Annotated in this window: 16 protein-coding genes; 11 read left to right on the top strand and 5 right to left on the bottom strand. The window is 40.8% G+C overall.

Translation table 11 applies throughout. From position 1 onward, the window contains the following. Positions 1–32: 32 nt before the first annotated feature. The 4 genes from CLV57_RS18325 to glmM all read right to left on the bottom strand — a co-directional run bounded on the left by CLV57_RS18325 (position 33) and on the right by glmM (position 3,467). Positions 33–401: a hypothetical protein gene (locus CLV57_RS18325; RefSeq protein ID WP_157799085.1), complete on the bottom strand. Its 369-nt coding sequence runs from the start codon at positions 399–401 to the stop codon at positions 33–35. 33 nt (positions 402–434) lie between these two features. After that, positions 435–716 carry a hypothetical protein gene (locus tag CLV57_RS06650; protein WP_100340531.1) on the bottom strand — a complete coding sequence of 94 codons (282 nt, stop codon included), beginning with the start codon at positions 714–716 and terminating at the stop codon, positions 435–437. 82 nt (positions 717–798) lie between these two features. Beyond that, positions 799–1,926 (bottom strand): cysteine desulfurase family protein, encoded by a 1,128-nt coding sequence (locus CLV57_RS06645; protein WP_100340530.1) that lies wholly within the window; start codon positions 1,924–1,926, stop codon positions 799–801. Positions 1,927–2,084: 158 nt separating this feature from the next. Next, positions 2,085–3,467 (bottom strand): phosphoglucosamine mutase, encoded by a 1,383-nt coding sequence (gene glmM / locus CLV57_RS06640; protein WP_100340529.1) that lies wholly within the window; start codon positions 3,465–3,467, stop codon positions 2,085–2,087. 170 nt (positions 3,468–3,637) lie between these two features. Here glmM and CLV57_RS06635 point away from each other — a divergent pair, with 170 nt between their 5' ends. The 11 genes from CLV57_RS06635 to CLV57_RS06585 all read left to right on the top strand — a co-directional run bounded on the left by CLV57_RS06635 (position 3,638) and on the right by CLV57_RS06585 (position 12,670). Next, a complete protein-coding gene (locus tag CLV57_RS06635; protein ID WP_100340528.1) occupies positions 3,638–4,207 on the top strand; it encodes a phosphatase PAP2 family protein in 570 nt (189 codons plus the stop codon). Between the two features lie 90 nt (positions 4,208–4,297). Next, positions 4,298–5,383: a Glu/Leu/Phe/Val family dehydrogenase gene (locus CLV57_RS06630; protein ID WP_100340527.1), complete on the top strand. Its 1,086-nt coding sequence runs from the start codon at positions 4,298–4,300 to the stop codon at positions 5,381–5,383. A gap of 46 nt (positions 5,384–5,429) precedes the next feature. Continuing rightward, on the top strand, positions 5,430–6,377 hold the full coding sequence (nusB, locus tag CLV57_RS06625; RefSeq protein ID WP_100340526.1) for a transcription antitermination factor NusB: 948 nt from the start codon (positions 5,430–5,432) through the stop codon (positions 6,375–6,377). Between the two features lies 1 nt (position 6,378). After that, complete coding sequence (locus tag CLV57_RS06620) at positions 6,379–6,810, top strand: DUF1573 domain-containing protein (RefSeq protein ID WP_100340525.1); 432 nt, start codon at positions 6,379–6,381, stop codon at positions 6,808–6,810. A gap of 10 nt (positions 6,811–6,820) precedes the next feature. Beyond that, positions 6,821–7,132 (top strand): preprotein translocase subunit YajC, encoded by a 312-nt coding sequence (gene yajC, locus CLV57_RS06615; protein WP_100340524.1) that lies wholly within the window; start codon positions 6,821–6,823, stop codon positions 7,130–7,132. A 121-nt stretch (positions 7,133–7,253) separates the two neighbouring features. Beyond that, positions 7,254–8,195, top strand: coding sequence for a YbbR-like domain-containing protein (locus tag CLV57_RS06610; RefSeq protein ID WP_100340523.1), 942 nt, complete (start codon positions 7,254–7,256; stop codon positions 8,193–8,195). Further along, on the top strand, positions 8,195–8,791 hold the full coding sequence (gene coaE, locus CLV57_RS06605) for a dephospho-CoA kinase (protein ID WP_100340522.1): 597 nt from the start codon (positions 8,195–8,197) through the stop codon (positions 8,789–8,791). Before CLV57_RS06610 ends, coaE begins: the two co-directional genes overlap by 1 nt. An 8-nt stretch (positions 8,792–8,799) precedes the next feature. Then, complete coding sequence (locus CLV57_RS06600; RefSeq protein WP_100340521.1) at positions 8,800–9,738, top strand: MBL fold metallo-hydrolase; 939 nt, start codon at positions 8,800–8,802, stop codon at positions 9,736–9,738. A gap of 110 nt (positions 9,739–9,848) precedes the next feature. After that, on the top strand, positions 9,849–10,298 hold the full coding sequence (locus CLV57_RS06595; protein ID WP_100340520.1) for a MarR family winged helix-turn-helix transcriptional regulator: 450 nt from the start codon (positions 9,849–9,851) through the stop codon (positions 10,296–10,298). 119 nt (positions 10,299–10,417) lie between these two features. Then, positions 10,418–12,214 carry an ABC transporter ATP-binding protein gene (locus CLV57_RS06590; RefSeq protein ID WP_100340519.1) on the top strand — a complete coding sequence of 599 codons (1,797 nt, stop codon included), beginning with the start codon at positions 10,418–10,420 and terminating at the stop codon, positions 12,212–12,214. A gap of 123 nt (positions 12,215–12,337) precedes the next feature. Further along, positions 12,338–12,670 (top strand): DUF3276 family protein, encoded by a 333-nt coding sequence (locus CLV57_RS06585; RefSeq protein WP_100341333.1) that lies wholly within the window; start codon positions 12,338–12,340, stop codon positions 12,668–12,670. Positions 12,671–12,772: 102 nt separating this feature from the next. Here CLV57_RS06585 and mgtE read toward each other — a convergent pair whose 3' ends face one another. Further along, positions 12,773–14,149 carry a magnesium transporter gene (mgtE, locus tag CLV57_RS06580; RefSeq protein WP_100340518.1) on the bottom strand — a complete coding sequence of 459 codons (1,377 nt, stop codon included), beginning with the start codon at positions 14,147–14,149 and terminating at the stop codon, positions 12,773–12,775. Positions 14,150–14,454 lie beyond the last annotated feature (305 nt).

Raw genomic sequence — 14,454 nt, 5'->3', positions numbered from 1 at the left:
ATTTGGGAGCCATTTTTATTTATATGCTATTTTTAACGTGCATCTATATAAGGCATGTCCTTAATATAAACGGGTTTTCTGCCTTCTTCGCTAAATGCTTCCGGATTGCCTGACGGATAATCAGTCACATCATCATTGATAGGATCATCTTCAAATACATCAGTATCATCATCTGCTACTTCGTTGTCTAAATCATCCAGGTCATCGTCGTCTTCTTCAACGTCAACAAACTCATCGTCTTCGTCATCCTGAGCAAAGTCATCATCCTCTTCTTCAAATTCCTCTGCGCTGTCTCTTGACAGGTCATCAGCATTATAAGCGTTATCGCTATTCACATAATCTGATGGTTCATCATCATAGTTATCCGGGTTGTATCCAAATTTATTCTGTTCTAAAATCATGGCGTTTGTTTTTAAGGTAGATGCTTGTGTTGGTTATATGCTTTCGGTGCCGGGTTCATGGCCTACCATTCTGCCGGTACTCCGGCTATGGTGTTGAGGTTGAAAGTCCGCACGAGAGGGTCCTTCAGAAGGGAACTCATGTTCGTTTGGCGGCGTAACGTCATTTTGCTCACTAAATGAGGCGTCGTTACCTGAATCCTGTTGTTGTTGCTCCCTTTGCGGGCTATATCCTGAACCTTCTTGCTCTGATTGTCTTCTTTCAGGTCTTTCTTCTGGGCGGTTACCGTTTCCGGAATTTTGATTTTCGTAGTTCATAGGTTTATTATTTTAATTACAAATTAATAAACCATAACCGTGCCAATAAATTGGAGGTTAATTCTGTTGAACTAAAAATGAGCTAAGAAAATAATTCGCGCAGCTTTGTTACAACAAAGTCTATTTCTTCCCGGGTGTTGTACTTAGAGAAAGAGAACCTTACAGAAGGCCGTGTAGTACTTGCGCCTATAGCGGTAAGTACGTGAGAACCAATGTCTGTACCTGAACTACAAGCACTTCCACCAGATACAGAGATTCCGGCTATATCAAGCTTGAACAGCAACATATCGGCTATGTCTGTTTCAGGGAACGAAACGTTCAGTACGGTATACAAACTTTTATCAGCATCCGTTTCACCATTGAACTGAACTCCAGGGATGCAGGCTTTCAGTTGCGCTATCATGTATGCTTTTAAATCTTGTATGTATTGCTGCTTCAACTCCATATCGGCATAAGCCAGTTCAAGCGCTTTAGCAAGGCCTGCAATACCATACACATTTTCGGTACCACCGCGCATATTGCGCTCCTGTGCACCGCCATATATAAGCGGCTTTATTTTTATTTTATGACTGATGTATAAAAACCCCACGCCTTTAGGTCCGTGAAATTTATGTGCAGCACAAGTAATGAAATGCACTTTGAGCTTACCCAGATCATGCGGATAGTGGGCCATAGTCTGTACCGTATCACAGTGAAAAATGGCATTGTATTGCTCACAAAGCTCGCCAACCTTTTCAATGTCTGTAAGTGTACCTAATTCATTATTGGCTTGCATTAATGATACAAAGCTGCGCTCGTTAGTTTTAAGCAAATCTTCTAAGTGCGCATAGTCAACGTTGCCTTTATCATCAATATCAACAAAGCTTAGTTTAATAGTGCCGGCTTTTTCTAAAGCTTCCAGGGTGTGTATTACGGCATGGTGCTCAATGCGGGTAGTTATAGCGTGTGTTATGTTATTATCAATAATACCACAACGAATAGCCATGTTATCGGCCTCGGTACCACTGCCGGTAAAGAAAATCTCAGCAGGAGACGTATGCAGCAAACCGGCAACAGTTTTACGCGCCCTTTCAACCAGTGTGCGCCCCTCGCGCCCATGCGCGTGTATGGATGACGGATTACCAAAATGGCTCCCCATTACCTCGCTCATCACTTTAATAACCTCGGGATCAAGCGGTGTAGTAGCCGCATTATCTAAATAAACACGCATGCTTTAATGAGTGAATGAGTGAGTTAGTGAATGAGCGAATTTACACGCTCACCAAATCAAGCATCCTTTTTATCAGTTAATGGATTAAAATTCTGTTTTTAACCAACCAGCTACTAAATTAAAACCAATCATAATTCAATAGCTCAGTAATTCAATAATTAGCTAAGTATTTCCTTTATATCAGCAATGATCTTATTAGCTAAACTGCTGGCTACTGCTTCAGAATCAGCCTCAGAATATATGCGGATAATAGGTTCGGTGTTTGAGCGGCGCAGGTGTACCCATTGTTTATCGAACTCAATTTTCAAACCGTCAATAGTGCTGTATGGTTGATTTTTATATTTCTCTTCTACCTTTAAAAGCAACGCATCAATATCCATATCAGGCGTTAGCGTTATTTTATTTTTAGAGATAAAATAGTTTGGATATGAGCTACGCAAAACCGAAACAGGTTTACCATATTTAGCTAAATGTGTTAAAAACAAAGCGATACCAGCTAAAGCGTCCCGACCGTAGTGCAGTTCGGGATAAATTACACCACCATTGCCTTCGCCTCCTATAACGGCATTTACTTCTTTCATTTTGTTCACCACGTTCACCTCGCCTACCGCTGCAGCATGGTATTCTCCGCCGGCCTGTTCGGTAACATCGCGCAGGGCGCGGGTTGACGAGAGGTTAGAAACCGTATTGCCTTTTGTATTTTTCAATACATAATCAGCTACGGCAACCAAGGTATATTCTTCGCCAAACATGTTGCCATCTTCACAAACAAAGCAGAGGCGGTCAACGTCAGGGTCAACAGCAATACCCAGATCGGCATTTTTGCTTGTCACCTCTTTTGATAGGTCTGTCAAATTCTCGGGCAGTGGTTCCGGGTTGTGCGGAAATTGTCCATCAGGTTCACAAAATAGTTTATGTACCGTTTTAACACCAAGCGCTTCCAACAAGGCCGGAACAAAAATACCGCCTGTTGAGTTAACGCAATCAATTACTACTTTAAAGTTGGCTTTGGCAATAGCATCCACATCAACCAATGGCAGGGCCAGTATCTGTTCAATATGCTTTTGCATAAAGCTGTCGTCGTAAATAACCTTGCCTAACGTATTTACATCAGCGTAATTAAAGTCGCTGCTTTCGGCAATTTCCAGCAATTCCTTACCATCAGCATCGTTTATAAACTCGCCTTTGGCATTTAATAGTTTTAAGGCGTTCCATTGCTTTGGGTTGTGGCTGGCTGTAAGGATAATACCGCCACCCGCTTGCTCCAACGGAACAGCCACCTCAACAGTTGGAGTTGTTGAAAGGCCAATATCCACCACGTCTATACCCAGGCCCATTAACGTGCCTGTTACCAGGTTGTTAACCATAGCTCCCGATATGCGCGCGTCTCTGCCAACAATAACTTTTTTAGCCGCACCGGTTCTGATAAGCCATGCACCGTATGCAGATGTAAATTTTACTATATCAAGGGGTGTTAAACCATCGCCAGCCGCGCCGCCTATCGTACCCCGTATACCCGAAATTGATTTTATAAGTGTCAAAATTTCAAAAATAGATTGCTGCAAAAATAAGATTAATTATTGGCTTGACTAAGATTAGTAGTACTAATCAGATTTTAAGATTTTTGATAGTAATATTTCATCTTAGGTAAAGCAGTCATAAAATCCTGAAATCAGCATCATCCAGCAAATCTTAGTTTATATTTGCCCCAATGCCTGATTTTCTGCTCAACATTGACCAACAACTGTTTCATTTCATTAACCATGATATGAGCAATTGGTTTTTTGATTGGCTGATGCCGGTTTTACGTAACCGACTGGTTTGGATACCGTTGTACGTTTTTATCTTTGTTTTCTGCCTTTGGCGATATAAAAAACAGGGTGTAATAATTTTAGCGCTGCTGCTGCTCACCTTCGGATTGGCCGACTTTGGCAGTGCCAGCATTATAAAGCCCTATTTCAACCGCTTGCGCCCATGCAATACGCCTGAGTTAGATACTACTATTATTGAACGCGTTGACTGCGGAACCGGTTACAGCTTCCCCTCCAGCCATGCCAGCGATCATTTTGCCATTGCCGTTTTTTTGAGTATAGTATTTTATAAACGCCACAAATGGGTTTTACCTGTAAGTTTATTTTGGGCAGCCTCTATAAGTTTTGCACAGGTTTATGTTGGTGTGCATTACCCGGTAGATGTAACCGCAGGGGCAATTTATGGCATATTGGCGGGCTTGTTGTTCGGGTGGATATTTTGGAAATGGCAACGGCACTTATTTAATTAATATTATACTATCCCATTTGCAGACGGGCATTTAAAAAACCTTTGGCTCATTAAAAAAAACACCTACTTTTGTTGCGCCTAAAAACAGTAAATGTCAACAAAGCAAGTCACCGAATCTCTGTTCAGTAAAATTGAGGCATACGCACACAAAAAAGTAGTGTTCTGCAGCGACCCGGATACCGGGCTTAAAGCTATAATTGCAGTTCACGATACTACTTTGGGTCCGGCGTTGGGTGGTACACGTATGTGGGCTTACAAAAGCGAAGACGATGCGTTAAATGACGTACTGCGTCTCTCAAAAAACATGACATATAAAGCCGCCATATCAGGATTAAACCTTGGCGGTGGCAGTGCGGTTATTATAGGCGATTCCCGGCGCGACAAATCAGAAGCTTTACTGCGCAAATTCGGCAGGTTTATAAAAAATCTTAATGGTGAGTTTATTACAGCCGAAGATGTTGGCACTAATCCGCGCGACATGGCTTACATCCGCATGGAAACACAGCATGTTACGGGCTTACCTGAAACCATGGGCGGCAGCGGAGACCCTACTCCTATTGCAGCTATGGGGGTATACATGGGCATTAAAGCTTCGGTTAAAGAACTTTTTGGCACAGATAGTTTAACAGGTAAATCGGTTATAGTACAGGGTATTGGCCAAGTTGGCGAAAACCTGGTGAAACTACTGCGCGATGAAAATGTTAAGGTATACGTGAGCGACATCAACGAGGAACGTGCTGGTTTTGTATCAAAAAAATATGGCGCGCAGGCGGTTTCCAACAATAGTATTTTTGATATAGATGCTGATATTTATTCGCCTTGTGCATTAGGTGCTACCGTAAATACGCAAACTATTAATAAGTTAAAATGTGCCATTATAGCCGGATCAGCTAACAATCAACTTGAAGACGAGGATATGCACGGGCAAATGCTGTTGGAAAAAGGCATCTTATTTGCGCCCGACTACGTAATAAGTGCCGGCGGTGTTATTAATTGCTACTCGGAACTGATGGGTTTTAGCAAAAAGCACTCATTGCAACTTACTGAGAATATTTATGAGGCTACGCGTAACGTACTAAAGTTATCAAAGTCTGAAAACATACCTACCATTCAGGCAGCTAATAAAATTGTTAATAAACGTATAGCAGACATCAATAAAGTAAAATCATCATATTAATTTATAAATAATAATAAGGAGTTCGCTCCAAAATCGTTCTTACATTATGCTAAATAGAAGGCACCTACGGGTAAAAGTACTACAAGCGGTATATGCATACCACCAAACCGGAGCAGGCAGTGTTTCCCAACACGAAAAAAACCTGCTGCAAAACATTGATAAGGTATACGAAATGTATATCTGGATGTTGTCGCTAATATCAGAAGTGGTTGAATATGCGGAGAAAGATGCTGAGGAGCGCGCTCATAAACACCTACCTACGGCAGCCGATTTAAATGCCAACCTGAAAATAATGACCAACCGGTTTTACACCTCACTCAGAAATAACAAAGAGTATTTAGCCGGTGTAAAAAAATACAAAATTGAGTGGAATTTTGATCCCGAACTGGTTAAAGGTTTGTTCAGAGCATTAAAATACTCGCCAGAGTATGAAGAGTATCTGCAAAAAACAGACGACACTATCCAAACCGATAAAGACATCATTAAGTTCATCTTCAAAAAAGTTATATTAAAATCAACTTTGGCCGAACAGGTTTTTGAAGAAAAATTTATTTTCTGGCCGGTTGATAAAGATGTTTTACAAGCCCTAATAGCCAAAACATTTAAAAACTTTTCTTTTGAAGATCCGGCCAAAAACAAACTGGCAGAAACAACAGGTAACTGGGCAGAAGATAAAGAATTTATAATTGACCTATTCCAGGCAACTATTAAATACGATAAAGACTACCAGGAAATGATAGGCCTTAAAACGCAGAACTGGGAGCCGGAACGTATTGCAATGATGGACACCTTGCTGATGAAGATGGCAATTGCCGAATTTATCAACTTTAACTCCATACCCGTTAAAGTTACTATAAACGAATACCTTGAAATTTCGAAAGAGTTTAGCACGCCAAAAAGTAATTCGTTTATAAATGGTATTTTAGACAAAATTTTGATCGAATTAAAAGAAGAGAAAAAAATACGTAAAACCGGCAGGGGTTTAATTGAATAATATGAAAAAGCTTTTTGTAATACTTTTAACAGCGGCTACATTATCGGCCTGTAACAACAGCGAGAAAGCAGCAGATACAACTTCAGCAGATTCGGCAGGCGTTACCAAAGCAGATCCGGCTATTATTAAATTTAATGAGGAGAGCTTTGACTTTGGTAAAATAACCGAGGGCGAAAAAACAACGCACGTTTTCAAATTTTACAATGGCAGCACACAACCTTTGATCATCACCAATGCTGTGGCGTCATGCGGTTGCACAACACCTACATGGCCAAAAGACCCTGTTCTTCCCGGCAAAGAGGGCGAAATTTCTGTTACCTTTAACAGCGCAGGCAAAGTTGGCTTACAAGACAAATTAATTACCGTTACAGCTAATACTGATCCGGCACAAACGGTAGTGCACTTGATTGGTGAAGTGTTGGCAAAAAAATAAACTATTAAAGATGACTACTACTATTTTATTACAGGCTGGCGGACTTAGCATACAAAACTTAATACCGCTTGGACTTATTGTTTTGGTGATGTATTTCTTCATGATCCGTCCGCAGATGAAGAAGCAAAAAGACCAGAAAAAATTTGCCGACGAATTGAAAAAAGGCGACAAAGTTATTACCACAGCCGGCTTGCACGGACGCATTGCGGAAGTAAATGAAACAACTGTTGTTATTGATACAGAACTGGGCAGTAAACTACGCTTTGACAAAACAGCTATATCGCTTGACGCGTCAAAACCTTTAAATACACCGGCTAAGTAAGGTAAAAGCTGAAAGGTAAAAGGTTTGCTTACACAGCTAATAATTTTAAATTTGTAATAGTAAAGGCGAAAGAAAAGGAACACAACCTTTTACCTTTCGCCTTTTACCTTTCAGCTACATCATGATAAAACTATCAGCAACAGAACGCAGAAGGATATCGGTTTTTTTAACCTGCTTAACCTTTGCTGTTTGCGCCTGGCTGGTAGTGGCATTTTCAAGCACCTACAACTACACCACTAAAATGTACGTGCGGTACAAAAACGTACCGCTTAAACGTTCTTTTCATTCTTTGCAGTCGGATACTATTGAGGCTGTTGTTAAAGGCACCGGCTGGCAAATGATATTTGCGCGGGTTAATGAAAAAAGCAGTGCCGTAACAGTTGATCTGCGTTCGTTGGATAACAGGCCCTACGTTGTATTAAGCGCGCAGTTGCAACGCATTAATACAGAAATGCCGCGCAACAACCCTGTAATTGGCTTTAATCCGGATACTTTATATTTTGATTTTTCTAACCGTAGCATCAAACGCATTCCCGTTAAGTTATTAAGTGCCATACGTTACAGCAAACAATATGCGCAGTCTGACAATGTGAAGCTTGAGCCATCCTACGTTACTGTTAGCGGCCCGAGTGCTGAGATAGACGCGATGACCACCTGGCCTACTGACTCATTAAAGGTCAATGATGTAAATGAAAACATTGTAACTACAGTAGGACTGAAAACACCCTCCGCAGGAAACATCAACATTTATCCAAAAGCGGTTAAGGTTATAGTACCTGTTAATGAATTTACTGAGAAAACCATTAAAATACCTTTAAGGATAATCAATAACGCTAATTACTACAATGTTAAGCTGATCCCGCAACGCGTTACCGTTACATTTACAACATCGCTTGATAAATATGCCGACATTGATGCAGACTTATTTGAGGCGCAGGTTGATATGGAGTACTGGCAAAAATACGGTTACAGCACGCTTCCTGTTAAAATTATACGTGTTCCTGATTTTTGCAAAGTGGTGCGCATTGAACCACGCAACATTGATTTTATTGTAAAGAAGTGATGCTGAAAATTGGAATAACCGGCAATATAGGCAGCGGAAAAAGTACGGTGGCACGCGTATTTGAACTATTGGGTGTTAAAGTTTTTTACGCCGATGATGCAGGTAAAAATGTAATGACCACTGATGCTGTATTGATTGAAGGCGTTAAAAAAGCTTTTGGAGACGAAAGCTACTTTGAAGATGGCACACTTAACCGTAAACACCTGGCATCCATAGTCTTTAATAATGAAGCTGAGTTAAAAAAACTAAACGCTCTTGTTCACCCCGCTGTTTTCAGAGCGTTTGATGAATGGGCCAAAACTTACCTCAACGAGCCTTACATAATAAAGGAAGCCGCAGTATTGTTTGAAAGCGGTTCATACAAAGACTGCGATGAAACTATTTTAGTTGCCGCCCCCTTAGAAACAAGGATTAAAAGGGTAATGAACCGTGATCAAATAAGCCGTGCGGAAGTTGAAGCACGCGAAGCCCGGCAATTTTCTCAAGAAAAAAAGATAGACATGGCAAACCATATGCTATTAAATGACGACAGCCAACTCCTAATACCACAAATAATACAATTGCACCAGCATTTTTTAAAGCTCTCCGGCGCCTGATATCAGCCATGATCATTGACGATTTTGTTTTTATTAATGATAACGGACTGTACTGCAAATACGGCGATTTTTACCTCGACCCTATCCTGCCGGTAAAAACAGCGATTATATCTCACGCCCATGCAGACCATGCCGTGAGTGGCAATGGTTCTGTATACTGCACTGCATCAACGCGTGCCTTAATGGAACTGCGTTATAGCCGATATGCGGCAAGAACCTTTCAGGTAGTTAGATACGATGAATCTTTTGTAATAAACGGTATAAAAATCACCTTTATTCCCGCAGGCCACATGCTGGGTTCGGCTATGGTTTTAATGGAGTATAAAGACTCTACCTATCTATATACCGGCGATTATAAGATCCAACCCGATGATACATGCGAGCCTATTGCCTGGGTTAAGGCTGATGTATTGATCACCGAAAGTACCTTTGCCGATCCTAAAATCATTCACCCTAACCCGGTTGACGAGATAAAAAAGCTTAATGGCATACAAAGTAACATTCTCTTAGGCGCTTATGCTACAGGTAAAAGTCAGAGGTTGATCAGGATGATAACAGACCACGCGCCGCGCAAAAAAATACTGGTGCACCACCGCATAATGGCCATTAATAAAATATATGAAAACGCGGGATTCAAATTAGGCAATTATCAATTATATGGTCGTAAACTAATGAAAGCGCAAGACGAGTTTGTGTACATTGTACCACCGTTTACATTTGATAGTTATATAAGAGCCAGTGGTGTAAAACGCCTTTTTGCATCCGGCTGGAACAAATTACAGGTAAACAAAGAGGATACACTTTTTATATCAGACCACGTAGACTGGAACGATATACTTGAAGCGGTGCGGCAGGTTGCTCCTACTCAAATATGGACACTCCATGGCAATGGCCGGCACTTACAAGCCTACTATGGCGACAGCATTAAAGTTAAACTGCTTAACTAAATAAAGTTGTAGTTAATAACTGGACCATTAATTAGTCGTATTGCACTATTACCCATTATTTTAATTAAAAAAAATAAACATATTTGCATTGCCGAAAGTTAAAACAGCCCATGCGAATAGACGACGAAATACAAAGTTCAAACTTCGAAGATAACTACCATAAGGTAGTTGTAAATATTGCCTATACGGAAGGGTGGTTAAGTAACACCTTGCGACTACATTTTGAAAAATTTAATTTAACCCGTCAGCAGTTTAATATTTTACGTATTCTGCGTGGGCAATACCCAAAACCGGCCACTATCAACATTTTAAAAGAACGTATGATAGATAAAATGAGCGATGCCTCGCGCATTGTTGACCGCCTCATTCAAAAAGAATTGATAACACGTTGCACAAATAGCAAAGACAGGCGCGCGGTTGACATCCAAATAAGCGAAAAAGGGCTTGACACCCTGGCTAAGATGGATGCGGAGTTTAAAACCAAAGATTTTCTTCAAAATAACCTTACCCCGGAGGAAGCCGCTCAACTGAGCGACTTGTTGGATAAACTGCGCGGTTAATCAGAACTTTAAATTGGATGCTGCACAGTAACTGAAATGGTTACTTGAATAATCAACAGTATTAGTCTACTTTTGACTTTCGGACGTCCGGACTTCGGACTTTCGGACTTTTCATCAGCATGAAAGATCTGGCCTACTTAAATAAATTCTTTTACAAATACCGCTGGCGCCTTATTCCCGGTGTACTGTTTGTTGTTATATCCAACATTTTTGGAATTTTACCGGCCCAGGTAATAAGAGTAGCATTTGATCTGGTTGAAGAAAACATAAGCGTATATCATTTATTTACGGGCTTCAACAGACAGGGGCTTATTTATGACATATTCGGCTCAAGCCTGTTATTATTTGGCATACTGGTTTTGTTGCTGGCCATTTTAAGAGGATTGTTCCTGTTTTTTATGCGACAAACCATTATACTCATGTCGCGTCATATTGAGTATGATCTTAAAAATGAGATATATGAGCATTATCAGGCGCTATCATTAGCGTTTTACCGCCGCCACAATACAGGCGATCTAATGAACCGTGTTACAGAAGATGTGAGCCGCGTGCGTATGTACCTTGGACCGGGCATTATGTACACCATCAACACGGTAGTGCTTTTCGTTTTAGCCATTTATTGCATGCTTACGGTGAATGTGCGGTTGGCGGTGTTTTCAGTATTGCCGCTCCCGTTACTGGCCGTAATTATTTACTACGTTAACAACATCATCAATTTCCGCAGCGAGAAAATACAGGAGCGTCTCTCTTCACTTTCAAGTTTTGTACAAGAGAACTTTTCGGGCATCCGCATCATGAAGTCGTACGTGCGCGAGGCATCAGTACGCAAAAAATTTGAAGCCGAGAGCAACGATTATAAGTTGCACTCCATGTCTTTGGCACGTGTGCAGGCGCTCTTCTACCCTATGATGCTGTTACTGGTGGGTATCAGTAACGTTATTATAATTTATGTAGGCGGCGTTGAGGTGATGAAAGGCAATATTACCCCGGGCAACATTGCCGAATTTATTGTTTACCTGAGTCAGCTTACCTTCCCGGTAATGTCATTAGGATGGGTTACCTCATTGATACAAAGAGCAGCGGCATCACAAAAACGCATCAACCAATTTTTGAGCCAGCAACCTGAAATTATTTCACCAACAGATGCTCCTCAGAAAGTAGAAGGCGCTATCGCCTTTAAAAACGTATCGTTCATTTACCCTGATACAGGCATTCAGGCACTTAAAAATGTTTCGTTTACAGCTTTGCCTGGTGAAATGGTGGCCATTATTGGCCGCACCGGATCAGGCAAGTCAACCATTGCCAATTTAATACTGCGCATGTATGATACTACGCAGGGCGAAGTTTTGGTAGACGGCAGCAACATTAAATCTGTTAATCTGGTTGATTACCGCCACCAGGTGGGTTATGTTCCGCAGGAAGTTTTCCTTTTCTCTGACACCATTGCTAATAACATAGCCTTTAGTGCCGATGTAAAAGACATGCCTGCCATTGAGCAAGCCGCACGCGACTCAGCAGTTTATAATAACATTATTAAACTGGAAAATGGGTTTGAAACGCTTATCGGGGAAAGAGGCATTACACTTTCGGGCGGGCAAAAACAGCGGGTATCCATTGCCCGCGCCATTGCCAAGCATCCACAGATACTGATATTTGACGATTGTTTGTCGGCAGTTGACACGCGAACCGAGGAGGAAATATTAAACAACCTTGGCCGGATAATGCACGGTAAAACAAATATTATAATTGCGCACCGTATATCCACGATTAAAAATGCTGATAAAATTTTGGTGATGGACAATGGTGAAATAATTGAACAAGGCACCCATACCGACCTTTTAAATTTGCAAGGCACTTATTTTGAACTGTACGAGAAACAGTTATTAGAAGAAGAGGAACCTCAAAAATTAGATTGATACCATTTTAACCTTTCTGTTTACATTTTTTTCTAAAAACCCCAATATTATTTGAATTAATACTTGCAGATTGAAAAATTATTTATATTTATGCCAATCAAACTAAATTACAATACTATTAACATGGGAGATTACGATAACAGAGAGAGAGAAGAGGTTTTTTCAAAGAAGGTAAGAGCGGGGAAAAGGACTTATTTTTTTGATGTAAAAGCAACGCGTTCAAATGATTATTATATAACCATTACTGAAAGCAAAAAAAGACTGGAAGACGGAGTTTTTATTAAGCACAAAATATTTTTGTACAAAGAAGATTTTGAAAAGTTTATTGAAGGTCTGAACGGTACTATGGAGTACATAAAAGATCATCAGGAAGTTGTTGAAAAACGCTATGAGTTTAGCGATTCCCCCGAAACCGCAAAAGCCTCTGCAGACGAAGATTTCTCATTCGATATATAAGAAGATTACATTAACCAGTTATAAACCAAACGAAAAGCCTGTTGCAATGCAACGGGCTTTTTTGTGTTTAAACCGTATGGATCGTTAAGCATAATTACTGCGCTAACTCCCCAACATACTCTGCATAGTAAGCACAGCTATGCTGAAATAGATCACCAAGCCGGTAACGTCAGCAAGTGTAGCCACGAAGGGTGCAGACGAAGTAGCCGGGTCAGCACCCAGTCTTTTCAACAACAGCGGAAGCATGGAGCCTGATAATGAACCCCACAGAACAACAAATACAAGCGATACGCCAACCGTAATTGCTACAGATAGCCAATGCGGCCCGTAAACATCACTAAAACTGCTGCGTAATGCCACCTGTAAAAAGCCTATAATACCCAGCGTTAAACCCAGCATAAGGCCTGACACTATTTCACGGCGCATAACGCGCCACCAGTCGGCAATGGTTACCTCACCTAAAGCCATAGCCTGTATAATAAGTGTTGATGCCTGCGAACCACTGTTACCTCCACTGGAAATAATTAACGGTATGAATAGCGCCAGTACAACTGCCTTCTCAATTTCTTTTTGAAAATAGCCCATAGCCGCAGCGGTAAGCATCTCCCCCAAAAACAGGATAATAAGCCAACCTACACGCTTTTTTACCAGTGTTAGCAATGATATATCAAGGTAAGGTTCATCCAATGCTTCGGTACCACCTATTTTCTGAATATCTTCAGTATACTCTTCATTAGCTATCCATAAAATATCGTCAACGGTAACTATGCCCAACAATACGTCGTCTTTATCGGTAACCGGCAAAGCTACCCGGTTATTCATCCTGAATATGTTAATGGCTTCTTCTTGCGGGTCGGACGCTTTCAAAGCTATCAAGCGCCCGTCCATTAATTGGCTTACTTTTGTATTCGGATCGGCCAATAAGATCTCACGTATACGAATATCATCCAGTAACACACCTTTGTCGCCGATAACATATAATACGTCAAGCGTTTCTGAAGCCTTGCCATATTGCCGTACGTGTTCCAATACACGCGCTACGGTCCAGCTTTTTTTAACGGTGATATAATCGGGCGTCATTAAACGGCCAACGCTATACTCATCGTAACCTAAAAGTGATAGCGCTTCTTTGCGGTCTTCGGGCGATAAATGAAGAATGAGTTTTTTAACTGCGTCGCCGTGTAATTCGGAGAAAAAAGCCGTACGGTCATCGGGTGGCAGTTCGTTTACAATTTCTGCCACGCGGTTTCCCGAAAGTTTTTTGAAAATACGCTCCTGTGTAGGGAAGTCAAGTATTCTGAAAACGTTTACCGCGCGGTTAATGGTAAGCGTCTCAATAAATTTAGGGCCATAGTCAGGAAGTTCATCTATCAGTTCTTCAACATCAGATATATTGAGGTTGTTGAGGTAAGTACGCAGTTGTTCATCGTTATTTTCCTCCAGCAATAATTCAATTTGCTCAACCATTTCTTCCATCATACGCCTGTTTTTACATGGGTTTTACTGCCTTGATCAATATGCTGCAAAAGTCGTTTATTTTTTCAAAAAACAAGGCGGTATTTTGTGTTTTTGAAGAGAAGCTAGAATTAAGAAGCAAGAAACAGGAATCTTAACTATTGCTTCTTATTCTCAACAAAAGGTAAACAAAAATCTTGATTCCTACTTCTTAACTCTTGTTTCTAAACAGCAGGTATTTGTGTTATCTTTGCGCTTTTTAAAAGAGACAGGAATTAGAGAAACAAGAGCATAGATTTCTTGATTCTTGCCTCTTAACTCTTGATTCT

Source organism: Mucilaginibacter auburnensis (assembly GCF_002797815.1).
In the GTDB taxonomy this organism is placed as follows: domain Bacteria; phylum Bacteroidota; class Bacteroidia; order Sphingobacteriales; family Sphingobacteriaceae; genus Mucilaginibacter; species Mucilaginibacter auburnensis.
Note: the sequence above shows the minus strand (reverse complement) of the source record. Positions and strands in the feature narration are given on the sequence as shown.

Excerpts from the sequence above, each read along its gene's own strand:
- CLV57_RS18325 (WP_157799085.1), bottom strand. The coding sequence starts at position 401 with ATGATTTTAGAACAGAATAAATTTGGATACAACCCGGATAACTATGAT.
- CLV57_RS06650 (WP_100340531.1), bottom strand. The coding sequence starts at position 716 with ATGAACTACGAAAATCAAAATTCCGGAAACGGTAACCGCCCAGAAGAA.
- CLV57_RS06645 (WP_100340530.1), bottom strand. The coding sequence starts at position 1,926 with ATGCGTGTTTATTTAGATAATGCGGCTACTACACCGCTTGATCCCGAG.
- CLV57_RS06635 (WP_100340528.1), top strand. The coding sequence starts at position 3,638 with ATGCCTGATTTTCTGCTCAACATTGACCAACAACTGTTTCATTTCATT.
- CLV57_RS06630 (WP_100340527.1), top strand. The coding sequence starts at position 4,298 with ATGTCAACAAAGCAAGTCACCGAATCTCTGTTCAGTAAAATTGAGGCA.
- nusB (WP_100340526.1), top strand. The coding sequence starts at position 5,430 with ATGCTAAATAGAAGGCACCTACGGGTAAAAGTACTACAAGCGGTATAT.
- CLV57_RS06620 (WP_100340525.1), top strand. The coding sequence starts at position 6,379 with ATGAAAAAGCTTTTTGTAATACTTTTAACAGCGGCTACATTATCGGCC.
- yajC (WP_100340524.1), top strand. The coding sequence starts at position 6,821 with ATGACTACTACTATTTTATTACAGGCTGGCGGACTTAGCATACAAAAC.
- CLV57_RS06610 (WP_100340523.1), top strand. The coding sequence starts at position 7,254 with ATGATAAAACTATCAGCAACAGAACGCAGAAGGATATCGGTTTTTTTA.
- coaE (WP_100340522.1), top strand. The coding sequence starts at position 8,195 with ATGCTGAAAATTGGAATAACCGGCAATATAGGCAGCGGAAAAAGTACG.
- CLV57_RS06600 (WP_100340521.1), top strand. The coding sequence starts at position 8,800 with ATGATCATTGACGATTTTGTTTTTATTAATGATAACGGACTGTACTGC.
- CLV57_RS06595 (WP_100340520.1), top strand. The coding sequence starts at position 9,849 with ATGCGAATAGACGACGAAATACAAAGTTCAAACTTCGAAGATAACTAC.
- CLV57_RS06590 (WP_100340519.1), top strand. The coding sequence starts at position 10,418 with ATGAAAGATCTGGCCTACTTAAATAAATTCTTTTACAAATACCGCTGG.
- CLV57_RS06585 (WP_100341333.1), top strand. The coding sequence starts at position 12,338 with ATGGGAGATTACGATAACAGAGAGAGAGAAGAGGTTTTTTCAAAGAAG.
- mgtE (WP_100340518.1), bottom strand. The coding sequence starts at position 14,149 with ATGATGGAAGAAATGGTTGAGCAAATTGAATTATTGCTGGAGGAAAAT.